At 67.2% G+C, this 12,606-nt stretch carries 6 protein-coding genes; 4 read left to right on the top strand and 2 right to left on the bottom strand.

All coding sequences use genetic code 11. The annotated features are described in order from the left end of the window. Window positions 1-67: 67 nt before the first annotated feature. The 3 genes from D1409_RS04390 (at window position 68) to D1409_RS04380 (ending at window position 7,753) form a co-directional block, all read left to right on the top strand. Entirely contained in the window at window positions 68-4,510 is a 4,443-nt protein-coding gene (locus D1409_RS04390; protein WP_164471558.1) for an endo-1,4-beta-xylanase, read from the top strand. A gap of 224 nt (window positions 4,511-4,734) precedes the next feature. After that, window positions 4,735-7,098: a glycoside hydrolase family 3 N-terminal domain-containing protein gene (locus D1409_RS04385; protein ID WP_394339011.1), complete on the top strand. Its 2,364-nt coding sequence runs from the start codon at window positions 4,735-4,737 to the stop codon at window positions 7,096-7,098. Window positions 7,099-7,489: 391 nt separating this feature from the next. Further along, window positions 7,490-7,753, top strand: a complete 264-nt coding sequence (locus tag D1409_RS04380; protein ID WP_164471557.1) for a hypothetical protein — start codon at window positions 7,490-7,492, stop codon at window positions 7,751-7,753. 112 nt (window positions 7,754-7,865) lie between these two features. Here D1409_RS04380 and D1409_RS04375 read toward each other — a convergent pair whose 3' ends face one another. Continuing rightward, window positions 7,866-8,243 (bottom strand): hypothetical protein, encoded by a 378-nt coding sequence (locus D1409_RS04375; RefSeq protein WP_123534385.1) that lies wholly within the window; start codon window positions 8,241-8,243, stop codon window positions 7,866-7,868. Window positions 8,244-8,440: 197 nt separating this feature from the next. On the opposite strand from D1409_RS04375, the gene D1409_RS04370 reads away from it, so the two are divergent. After that, window positions 8,441-10,603 (top strand): ABC transporter substrate-binding protein, encoded by a 2,163-nt coding sequence (locus D1409_RS04370; protein ID WP_235853495.1) that lies wholly within the window; start codon window positions 8,441-8,443, stop codon window positions 10,601-10,603. A 150-nt stretch (window positions 10,604-10,753) separates the two neighbouring features. Here the strand turns inward: D1409_RS04370 and D1409_RS04365 are convergent, their stop codons facing one another. After that, on the bottom strand, window positions 10,754-12,571 hold the full coding sequence (locus tag D1409_RS04365; protein ID WP_123534381.1) for an ABC transporter substrate-binding protein: 1,818 nt from the start codon (window positions 12,569-12,571) through the stop codon (window positions 10,754-10,756). Between the last annotated feature and the right edge of the window lie 35 nt (window positions 12,572-12,606).

Genomic DNA, 12,606 nt, shown 5'->3' with positions numbered 1-12,606 from the left:
GTCCGCAATTATCAGTATGTTATAGAAACACTTTTGTGGATCAAATTGGGGAGTTACGCCTGCATCTATGCGAGACCCTGACAGAGACGGTCGTGGGGACGACCGTCTTCGGGTGGGTCGCCGACCCTTCCTGCAGTCGGTGGGAGCGGTCGGGGCCGCGGGTGGCATCGGAACGATAACAGCAGACGACGTTCGCGCGGACACGCCGAGCGAGTGGGCGTCGGGCGGTGACGCGTACTACCAGACGCTCGTCGACGACCTGCAGAACGGACTCGGACTCCCGGCGGCGGAGTTCGTGTTCGACAACACCGAGTCGGGGACGATGAGCTCCGACGCCGTGTTCACGGAGAATTCGAACGGGACGACCGAATCGCTCGACGTGAGCGGCGACGGCGTCCCGTTCTCGGAGGCGACGCGCTTCGACGTCACGTCGGACCCGGAGAACGACTGGGACGTCCAGTTCCGAGCGGACATCGACGAGTCGTTCTCGTCGGGCGACGTGATGCTGGCGGTGGCGTACCTGCGGTCCTCGTCGGAGAGCCCCGCGGCGAGTTTCGTCGCGGTCGACGCCGGCGAGTACGGCAACGACGCCGCGGGGAACAGTTCGCCGGCGATCGCCGCGGAGTGGGAACGGCACTACTTCCCCGTCGAGTTCAGCAACGACACCGACGCGGGTAACGCGTACGTCCAGTTCCAGCTGGGCCAGCAACAGCAGACCGTCGACGTGGGCGGGTTCGCCCTGCTCGACTTCGGGACGAACGCCGACGCAGGGAATCTCCCCTCTGGCGCGGCGGGCGGAACGCTCGGACCGTACTACGAGACGCTGCGGAGCGACGTCACCGGGATGGGACTGCCCGAACCGGAGTTCGAGTTCGGCACGACCGAATCCGGCGTCCGCAGTTCCGACGCCGTGTTCACCGAGAACCCGAACGGGACGACCGACTCGCTCGACGTAAGCGGCGACGGCGTCCCGTTCTCGGAGGCGACGCGCTTCGACGTCACGTCGGACCCGGAGAACGACTGGGACGTCCAGTTCAGGGGTAACATCCCGGACTCCATCTCGTCGGGCGACGTGATGCTGGCGGTGGCGTACCTGCGGTCCTCGTCGGAGAGCCCCGCGGCGAGTTTCGCCGCGGTCGACGCCGGCGAGTACGGCAACGACGCCGCGGGGAACACCAGCCCGACCATCGCCGCGGAGTGGGAACGGCACTACTTCCCGATCGAGTTCAGCAACGACACCGACGCGGGCAACGCGTACGTCCAGCTCCAGCTGGGCTTCAAACAGCAGACCGTCGACGTCGGCGGGTTCGCACTGCTCGACTTCTCCGGGACGGGCGCTTCGGTCGGCGACCTCCCCTCCGGGGCGGCGTCGCTCACCGGTCCGTACTACCGGACGCTCTCGGACGACCTGACGGCGCTCGGGCTCCCCGAACCGGGCTTCGTCTACAGCAACACCGAGTCGGGCACGTGGGACGCCTACCAGTTCGGCGTCGGCGAGTACGGGACCGTCGACGGCATCGACGTGAGCGGCGACGGCGTCCCGTTCGCGCAGGCCTCGCGTGTCTCGATCAACGGGAGTCAGGAGAACGACTACAACGCGAACCTCCGCGCCGACGTTCAGGATATGCCCGTCGAACAGGGCGACGTGTTCCTGGGCGTGGCGTATCTGCGCGGTCCCGACGGGGGCGCACAGGTCACCTACGCCGCTCAGGAGGCCAGCGACGGGTTCGACAACTGGGCGAACTCGACGAGCCCGTCGATCGGCTCGGAGTGGGACCGGTACTACTTCCCGATCCGGTTCGGCGCCGGCGCCGACGCCGGCAACTGGTGGACGGAGTTCTGGCTGGCCTACGAAGAACAGACCATCGACATCGGTGGGCTGGCCCTGCTGGACTACTCCGACGCCGACGTGACCGTCGACGACCTGCCGGCCGGGCCGGCCAGCGAGATCGGCGGCGGCAGCGGCGGTGACGGCCCCGAGGAGTGGCCCCAGACTGACGACCCCTACTACTCGGGCCTGATCGACTATCTGCAGGAACTGCAGCTAGCCCCCGGACGCCTCCTCTACGCGAACAACGAGGCCGACGCGTTCGCGAACTTCGCGCTCGACGGCGGCGAAGTCGACAAGGCCACGCGCTCGTCGCTCGAGGTCGGCGACGACGTCCCGTTCTCGCAGGCGACCCGCGTCGAGGTCTCGGAGGCGGGCACGAACGCCTACAGCGTCAACCTCAAGGGAGTTATCGAGAACGAAGGCGTCTCCGAGGGCGACGTCTTGCTGGGCGTGGCGTACCTGCGTGCGCCCGACGGCGACGGCCAGATAACGTACAAAGTCAGCGAGAACAGCACCTACGGGAACTACGTGATAAACCCGGGGCCGCCGCTCAACAGCGAGTGGCAGCGATACTTCTTCCCGATCTCGTTCGACGCGAGCTACGAGGCCGGGAACTGGTGGACGGAGATCTGGCTCGCCGCACAGGCACAGACCGTCGACATCGGTGGGCTCGCGGTGTTCAACTTCGAGGGCAACAACTCGGTCGAGGCGTTGCCGCAATGGGAGCAGTCGGCCGACCCGGGCTGGGAGGACGAGGCCGACCAGCGCATCCAGGAGCACCGAACGGCGGAGATGACCGTCGAGGTCGTCGACGAGGACGGCGACCCCGTCGAAGGCGCTGACGTGTCCGTCGCGATGCAGGAACACGAGTTCGGCTTCGGGTCGATGGTCAGCGCGCCGGAGCTCCAGAACACCGAGGAGGGCGACCCCTACCGGGAGAACCGCAAGGAACTGTTCAACACCGGCGTCCTGGAGAACTACCACAAGTGGAACCTCTGGGAGGGCAACCAGGACACCGCCGACGCGGCCGTCGACTGGATGGAGGACCAGGACTGGTACGTCCGCGGCCACGTCTGCCTGTGGGCCGACGTCAGCGCTGCGGCAGTCCCGGACGACATCGTCGACGCGATGGGCTGGGACTCCGAGGCCGAGGAGGTCGTCCCCTCGGAGGCGGACTCCGAGTACGTCCGCAACGAGACGACTGCGCACGTCGAGGACATCATCAGCTACTACGGCGACCGCGTCGACGAGTGGGAAGTCGTCAACGAGGTCATCCCCGTGCCCGGGTTCGTCAGAGCGATCCACGGCGACGAGGTCGAACCGGTCGACGCCCCGGTGTTCGGCGAGTGGTTCAGCACCGCCCGAGACGCCGGTCCCGACGACCAGCTACTGGGCATCAACGACTACAACACGATCGAGGGGCCCTACTCGGGGCGCCGCGACAGCTACGAACAGCAGATCCAGACGATCAAGGACACGGACGCCGGGCTCGACTTCGTCGGGCTGCAGAGTCACTTCAGCCAGAGCTCGAGCCTGCTGCCCTCGGAGGTCATGACGGCGCTCGACAGGTACGCGGAGAACGACGTTCGCCTCCGGATCACGGAGTTCGACATGTCCGACGACACGTGGCCGGAGGAGGACAAGGCGACCTTCTTCTATCAGTTCCTCAAGACGGTCTTCAGTCACCCGGCCGTCGACGAGTTCGTCGTCTGGGGGCTCATCGACACCCTCCACTGGCGCGACGACGCGCCGTTCTACGCGGCGGGCTGGGAGGAGAAACCCGCCCTCGACAGGTATCGCGACCTCGTCTTCGACCAGTGGTGGACCGAGGAGTCCGGCACGACCGACGCCTCCGGCGCCTACTCGCTCCGCGGCTTCAGGGGCGAGTACGCGGTCGACGTGAGCTACGAGGAACAGCTGGTCTCGACGACGACGACGCTGTCCGACGGCGGGACCTCGCTGGAGATATCGCTGGACGGCGACGTCTCCGACGGCGAGAGCGGCGAGGGCGAAGGGGACGGCGGCGGCTCGAGCGGCCCGACCGCCGACGCCGGCTCCGACCAGCGAGTCCGGCCCGGCGAGCGCGTGACGCTCGACGGCGGCGGCTCGACCGGCAAGGGCCTCGACTACGAGTGGTTCCAGATGTACGACTCGACCACCGACGATCCGGCGGTCTCGCTCACGGGCAAGAAGACGGCGAGAGCGTCGTTCACGGCACCCGAGGTCGACGAGACCCGGGAGCTCGACTTCCGCCTGGAGGTGACCGATTCGAGCGGGAACACCGACCAGGACACCGTGGACGTGGTCGTCGAGGGGTCCAGCACGTCGACGCCGACGGCCACACCAACGGATTCGCCGACGGCGACGCCGACCGATTCACCGACGCCGACGGCAACCGAGACGGCGACGCCGACGGCCACACCGACCGATTCACCGACGCCGACCCCGACGGCAACCGAGACAGCAACGCCGACCGCGTCGCCCACCGGGACGCCGACTCCGACGGACTCGGGGCCCGAACCGATGACGACGGCGCCCGAGGCCGAAGAGGACGCGCCCGCCACGGGGACGACCTCCGGTGACGGAGCGGGGCTTGGTATCGTCTCGACCGTCGCGACGCTCGGCGGCCTCGCCAGTGTCACGAAGTATCTGATGGACGACGACGAAGACGACGCCTGACGACGGCCACCCGTCACCATCAGACGTACCCCTCGCCCGTTTCGACATATTTTCGCGTCCACGCTCGTTCACGACGTCCATCGAGCGCTGTCGACTCCCGCCTGTGAGACCCCGTCGAGCGCTGGCCGCTCCCGTCTGTGAGACACCGTCGAGCGCCGTCGATTACCGGGCGTGAGACTCCCGTCGGAACCATTAATATCCGGGATCACCACCTCGCAGTCGTAATGACAGCGGACTCTGACGCAGTCTATCGAGACCCGACGGCACCGACATCGCGACGTATCGAGGATCTGCTCTCCCGGATGACGGTCGAGGAGAAGGCCGCCCAGCTGGGCTCGGTCAGTCCCAGCCGGAACATCGCGGACGAGGCCGAGACCGAGGGCGACGGCGGAACCGCGCTGATCGAGGACGGCGAGCTCAACCGAGACGTGGCCGAGGAACTGCTCGCGGACGGCATCGGACACCTCACCCGCATCGGCGGCGAGGGGAGTCTCCCGCCCGAGCGCGCGGCCGAGATCACGAACGAACTCCAGACGCTCCTCACCGAGGAGACGCGGCTCGGGGTTCCCGCGATCCCCCACGAGGAGTGCCTCAGCGGCTACATGGGCCCGGAGGGCACCACCTTCCCGCAGGGCATCGGCATGGCCAGCACGTGGGACCCAGACCTGCTCGAGGCCGTCACGGACACCATCGGCGACCAGCTCGAAGCGATCGGCACGGCCCACGCGCTCTCGCCGGTCCTCGACGTGGCGCGAGACCTGCGCTGGGGCCGCGTCGAGGAGACCTACGGCGAGGACCCGTATCTCGTCGCCCAGATGGCCTGCGCGTACGTCTCCGGCCTGCAGGGCGACTCGCCGGCCGACGGCATCTCCGCGACGCTCAAACACTTCGTCGGCCACGGCGTCGGCGAGGGCGGGAAGAACCGCTCGTCGGTCAACGTCAGCGAACGTCAGCTGCGCGAGGTCCACATGTTCCCGTTCGAGGCCGCGATCCAGGAGGCCGACGCCGAGTCGGTCATGAACGCCTACCACGACATCGACGGCGTCCCCTGCGCGAAAGACGAGCGACTGCTGACCGACACGCTCCGCGGCGAGTGGGGCTTCGACGGCCACGTCGTCTCCGACTACTTCAGCGTCGACTTCCTGAAGGCCGAGCACGGCGTCGCCGCGACCCAGCGCGAAGCGGGGGTCGCCGCCGTCGAGGCCGGTATCGACGTGGAACTCCCCAACACGGACTGCTACGAGTACCTGCCCGAGGCCGTCCGCCGAGGCGAACTCGCCGAGGAGACCCTGGACGAGTCCGTCCGCCGGGTCCTGCGCGCGAAGTTCGAGAAGGGGCTGTTCGAGGACCCGACGGTCGACGTCGACAGCGCGACCGAGCCCTACGAGGACGAGAGCGCGGCGGACCTGGCCCGCGAGGCCGCCCGCGACTCGCTGGTCGTCCTCAAGAACGAGGACGACCTCCTGCCGCTCGACGGCGCCGACTCCGTCGCCGTGGTCGGCCCGAAGGCCGACGACAAGAAGGGGATGCTCGGCGACTACGCCTACGCCGCCCACTACCCCGAAGAGGAGTACGAGTTCGAGGCCGACACGCCGCTGGCCGCGGTCGAGAAGCGCGTCGACGCCGACGTGAACTACGCGCAGGGCTGTACCGCCACGGGCAACTCGACCGACAAGATCGAACGCGCCGTCGACGCCGCCGAAGGCGCCGACGTGGCGCTGGCGTTCGTCGGCGCGCGCTCGGCCGTCGACTTCTCCGACGCCGAGGGCGTGAAGGCAGAGCAGCCGATGGTCCCGACCAGCGGCGAGGGCTGTGACGTGACGGACCTGCGCCTGCCCGGCGTCCAGGAGGAACTCGTCGCACGGGTCCAGGAGACGGACACGCCCGTCGTCGTCGTCCTCGTCAGCGGGAAACCGCACGCGATCCCGGAGATCGACGCGAACGCCGACGCGGTCGTCCAGGCGTGGCTCCCCGGCGAGGAAGCCGGCAACGCCATCGTCGACGTCGTGTTCGAGGGCCACGACTCCGGCGGCCACCTGCCGGTCTCGATGCCCAAGTCCGTCGGTCAGCTCCCGATCCACTACAGCCGCAAACCCAACACGTTCACCGAGGACTACGTCTACGACGACGGCCAGCCCGTCTACCCGTTCGGCCACGGCCTGAGCTACGCGGAGTTCGAGTACTCCGACCTCGACGTCTCCGACGTGGAGGTCGATCCCTCGGGGACGCTCACCGCGAGCGTCACCGTCGAGAACACGGCCGACCGCGCCGGGAGCGACGTCGTCCAGCTGTACGTCTCCGCCGAGAACCCGGACCAGGCCCGCCCGGTCCAGGAGCTCAAAGGCTTCCAGCGCGTCGCCCTGGACGCCGGCGAATCCAAGCGCGTGACCTTCGAGCTCGGCGCCAGCCAGTTCGCCTACCACGACCGCGACATGAACCTCGCCGTCGAGGCGGGCGACTACGAGCTCCGCGTCGCTCACTCCGCGACGGAGGTCGCCGAGTCCGAGACCGTGTCCGTGACGGACACGAAGGCCGTGCCGCGAACCGCCCGACGGTACGTGACCGAGACGTCCGTCGACGGCGTCTGAACGCCCGGATCTCCGCGTTTGCGAGTGTGAAAACGCCCTCGTTCCGACTCGCGGCTATTTGATCTGGCTCCGGCGACGGACCGTGCGACCGAGTCACGATAATTATCGAACGTGATACAGAGGGCGGGATCTTCAGCCGCCCTGACTGTTCTCAGATGCGTTCGATTCTGTCGGCAGATCTCGAATATCGTCCATCTGTCGTTCAGATATATGGACAGATCTAACAGTCGGGCACGCGCGCGCGAATGGGTGTGCGATTCGTTCTCTCGGCTGATATCGGACGGCGGTCGTCGAACTTCCCGCCCCCGTCGTGGGAACGCTTTTTCACGGCGGCGACCAACCGATGGGCTATGAGTATCGAGTGGTCGGCGGGACGCGGAGGGGGTCGGACGTGAGCGAGTCGGCGGACGCGAACGAGGCGGACGCGAGGGAGAGCCGGGAGGTGCTGGCGGAGGCGCTCTGTGCCCGGTCTCGGAAGATCCTGGCCGTGTTCACGATCGCGGTCGTGTTCCTGTTCCTCCAGCTCCCGTACCTCGTCGTCGTGGAACAGGACTCGTCGCTGTTCGTCGTGGCGGTGCTCAACGTGATCGGCAGCAGCGCCTTCGCGCTCGCGAGCGGGAGCGTCCTCTGGTTCTGTCGCGAACGCGAGATGTGATCGGCAGGTGACCGCCCGTGTCGGGAGCGTCCGATAGCACCCGTTGTGAGTCGGTCGGGCGACGGACGCGTCGCTTTCGAATCGAGGTCGAAACGGAGAATCGGGGTGGCCGTCAGGCCGACGTGGTCGCGCGGGCGTACAGTTTGTTCGCGAACAGGAACCCGTAGATGGTCGTCCCGAGGAGGACCAGCGTCGTCCCGAAGATGCCCATCATCCCGGCGAGGACCTTGTGCGCGAGGACGGTCCCCTCCACGGGCTTGAACGTTCGGTGCTGTTCGGGGATCCCGTCCAGCAGCGCGATCGGGCCGCCTTCGCCGCCGATGACGATCGCCGGCGTCCCGTTGACGAGCGTCGCACCGAGGGCGATACACGCCACTCCCATCAACACGATCATCAGCGAGATGTTCCCCGTGACGAAGTAGTACAGCGCGAGCGTGTACGCCCTCGCACCTGTCGCCTCCTGCTGGGCTCGTTCGATAGCCTGCCTCATTGCGATAGACTGTTTCACACACGTATTTGAAACTTGCGCTTGCGTGGGCTGTCCGTCCCCCGCCTGAACCGACTGGCCACCATTCTGTAACCGATCTGACCACCCCCTCAGAGAACTCGTCAACAGAATAGATGATATTCGATTACAGTGTGAAATAATAGGGAAGTTTTATATACAAATGGCAGAAGGGTAGTGGTATGCGGAAGCCTGACAGCATCCGTGACAAGGAGTTATCGCGACGCCAGTATGCACAGATACTGGCTGGAATGGGAGCCGCCGGGTTGGCGGGCTGTGGGGAAGACAGCGGATCCACACCGGACGGGTCCGGTGACGACACCCCCACCCCGACCCCGAGCGGCGGCAGCGACGGTGACGGTGACGGCGACGGCGACGGCGGCGGTGACGGTGGGACGGAGACGGACGTGGAGACCGACCGGCAGGCGGTCACCGACACGATCAACTACGCGATCGCCAACTCGCCGGACGTGTTCAACTGGAACCCGTGGACGCCCCAGGACAACACGGCGGGCGACCTGTGGATGTCGGACATCCACGGACTCCGCAACGTCCACACGACGAACACCTCGTACAGCGGGACGACGGTGCAGGCCCCGCACAAGCCGGACCACGACGAGATCGAGATCATGACGTGGATCGCGGACTACGAGGTGTCTCCGCCGTACGACTGGCGGGACCACCACGACGAGCGCGCGAAATACTGGAACGGCGACCCGTTCGACGCGGTCGCCCGTGAGAAGCACAACCACGTCGACTGGTTCCAGGGTGGGAACAAGTTCGCCGAGGGTGCGACGTTCAACCAGAACGCAGAGAGTCAGTGGACGCTCCACCAGTGGATGGACAAGGGCGAAGTGCCCGACCAGGAACCCGATCCGACGGGTCGTGCGGTCCTCGAATCCGAGGCCGGCCCGGTGGACGGCAACCCGCCGATCCACCCGGACTTCACCGAGCCGTACCTCGAGCGCTACCGCGACGCCAGCAGCTCCGACCAGGCCAGTAGCGTCACGGACGACCTGACGAGCGACCGGATCAGCCTCGACCGGATGGCGATGGAGGGCGGCACCGACGAGATGCTCGCCGGCTCCGGTCCCTACCGGCTCGAATCGATGGACGACGTGGGCTCGGAGAAAGTCGTCCTCACTCTCAACCCGGACCACCCGAACGCCGGGCACACGAACGTCGAGAAACTCGCCCTCTACTGGGCCGAGGGCGACCGACGCGACACCCTCACCACGGAGGGCGTGCTCGACCTCGACGACGGCGCTATCACGCCCGGGGCGAACATCAACCGGGACGCGCTCCCGGACCACATCCAGGAGTTCACTCGCTGGCTGCGCGCCACGGGTGGCGACATGTGGAAGCTCAACTGGAACAACCCCCACCTCGAACGGCTGTGGGTCCGCCGCGCACTGGTCGAGGCCATCGACTGGAACGCGGTCAGCGCCAACGGCTGGGGCGAGGGCGGCTCGCAAGTTCTCGAGCACGACACGTTCATGCTCGACGCCCAGTCCGAGAGCACGTTCTCGGACGAGTTCCTCGACAACCTCCACACCTACTCCCGGTCCTCCAACAAAGAGCGAGCGACCCGCTACATGGAGAAGGCGGGCTACTCGAAGCAGGGCGGTCAGTGGGTCGACCCGCAGGGCAACGCCGCTTCGATCGACATCGTCGCGACGTCCGACATCACGGCGCACGTCCAGGCCGCCCAGACGATCCGTGCGAACCTGACGAGCTGGGGCTTCGGTGTCAATCTCAGCACGCAGGGCTGGTCCACCTGGTCGAACAACATCGACCCGAACGGCGGACTCAACTACGATTCGACCATCTTCTGGCACGGCGACCCGTACATCTTCCAGTACTACCACGACCGCGGTGCGTGGTGGGACGAGGCGCTCGTCGCCGGCAGTCCGACCGCCGCGAGCCCGTTCGACGCCGACCCCGAAGACGAAGTGGACACGCAGGGCAAGCCGATCACGCAGATGGTGCCCGACGAGGCCGGTGCCTTCGAAGCGCCCGACGAAGCGGGCGCGGCGCCGGACCTCGAGAACGCGACCGAGGTCAACCTCGTCGAGACGGTCAACGCGATCCGTCAGCCGGGGAACAGCGAGGAGGACCTGCAGGAGCTCTACCGGACCTGCGCGAAGTACTACAACTTCTACGTCCCGCACTTCCCGTTCCACCAGTACCTGATGGGCGCGTACGGCGACGTGCGCGACTTCGACTGGCCGGATCCGGGCGCGCGCGCCTTCGACTACGAGCGCTCGTTCGGTATCGAGGACGTGCTCGTGCTCGGCGGCATCGCACAGGCCAGCACCGACGAGGACTTCGAGCCGCCGCAGTAAGCGCTCGAACTCGGACTCGGCGCGGGTCGACGACTACCCCGGACGCGGGGCTTCTCCGTTTCTCACGTCGCGTAGCTACGCGCCCGTCACGTCGTCTGGGCGTCTCGCGGGACCGTCGTTCCAGCCGCGACGCGCCTCGAAAATCGGACGTTACTCGTCGGCCGCCGGCTCGACGACACCCTGTTTCAGCAGGTGAAACACCGGCTGGTTCCCGGGACCGGCGGCCCCGTACTCCGTGTCGCTGTCGTACTCGGGCCACTCGAAGTCGCGGGTGTTCCCCCAGAGACCGCCCACGCTGGTGCCGAGATAGATGTCGGGGAGGGCGTCGTTCCACCAGGTCGCGAAGGTCGATATCGCGTCGACGGTGGTCGCCCGGTCGCTGGGCCGCTGGATGTCGCGCCAGGCGTCGAAGAGGTCGACTGTGTGTCGGTCAGCGTCGGACGCGTCGACCTCGCCGGGCGTCTCCGGGACCGACGGTTCGACGGGTTTCCCCTGACTGGACAGCACCTCGTCGGGGCCGGAGACGCCGTACCCGATCGACGTGGCGGCGTCGCTGGACACGTCGTAGACGGAGTAGGGCCAGCCGTCGAAGCGCCAGAGCATGAGGTCGTACGTGTGATTCGTGATATCGTAGTGGATGTTGGTGTTCGAGACGCGGTCGATCGACACGTCGAACCCGAACCGTTCGAGCGTCTCGGAGACGACCTCGCTGGCGGAGACGAAGTTGTTCCACACGGGCGTCCCCATCTGTATCGTCGCGAGTCGGTCGTCGGGCCCGCGCCACCTGTCGTTCCCGTCACGCGTGTACCCGGCCGCGCGCATGTACTCCGCGGCGCGGTCCTCGTCGGCCTCGATCGGGTACTCGTGGAGTTTGTCGCGGAGCGCTTCCGGGAGCCACCGACGGTCACCGGGTGCGGCGAGCCCGGTCTGCAGTCGGGTCGGCTCGCCCCAGCTCGCGACTTCGACGACATCGTCGACCGGGAGCGCCGAGAGGATCGCTCGACGGACTCCGGGTCGAGCGAGGTGGTCGTTGCGCCAGTCGAGGACGAGCTTCGTCCCGGAGTTGACGCGAAACCGGGCGAGCTGTTCGAGATGCTCCGGCGGCGACCCTCGCTCGTTGCGGAGCAGACCGTTCCCGCCGTCGAGCCACCCCTTCTTGATGAGGTTCTCTATCGAGACCTCCTGGACGACCGGGAACCAGAGCCGCGGGATCGATATCTCGTCGGCGCGGGGGTGGTCGTCGAATCGCTCGAACATCAGCCGGTTTATCGACACTTCCACCAGCTCGTAGGGGCCACAGCCCAGTCCCTCGTCGGCTATCTCCTGGAGTCCCCGGCTATTGCCGCGGAGGTCCGAGATGATCTCCGCCCGTTCGTCCTCGGTCCCGGCGTCCCTGAGTCGATCGAGCCAGGGTTCGTACGTGTCGGCGTGGGTTCGGACGGCACCGCTCGCCACGGTCGAGAGGACGAGCGGTCTGTCGAGCGGCCGGTCGAACTCGTAGCGGAGCCGATAGTCGTCGAGGAGTTCGACGTCCGGCGTCGGCCGCTCGGTGACGAACGACTGGATGCGGTCTTCGATCCACACGTCCCGTGCGGTGACTGGGTCCCCCGACCACCAGGAGAACCCCTCCGCGAGGGCGACGTCCGCGGTCGACCCGTCGGAGTCGACGGAGTCGACGACGTCGCCGAGTCGCCGCCCCTGTCCGGGAGTCTTGTGAGACATAGCCTCGTGGAGTATCGGGTAGAAACCGAGCGGGTCGGAGGCCGACCAGGGGCCGAGGTGGACGCTCTCGGCGTCGTAGGGGAACTGGTACCCGAACACCTGCGGCGAGTCCACGATGTCGTTGGGTTCGCCACAGCCCGCCAGCGAACTGACCAGTCCGCCGGCACCGAGCGCGGTGAGATACTGCCGGCGTGTCAGCCCTGTCCCCCGCCCGTCGTCACGTCGCCCGTCCACACCTGGGTCCATTCGGCGAGAGCGTAGCGGGCGACCGGACTTAAGGG

Source organism: Halosimplex salinum, from assembly GCF_003730195.1.
Taxonomy (GTDB): domain Archaea; phylum Halobacteriota; class Halobacteria; order Halobacteriales; family Haloarculaceae; genus Halosimplex; species Halosimplex salinum.
This window is presented reverse-complemented; position numbering and strand designations above follow the sequence as displayed.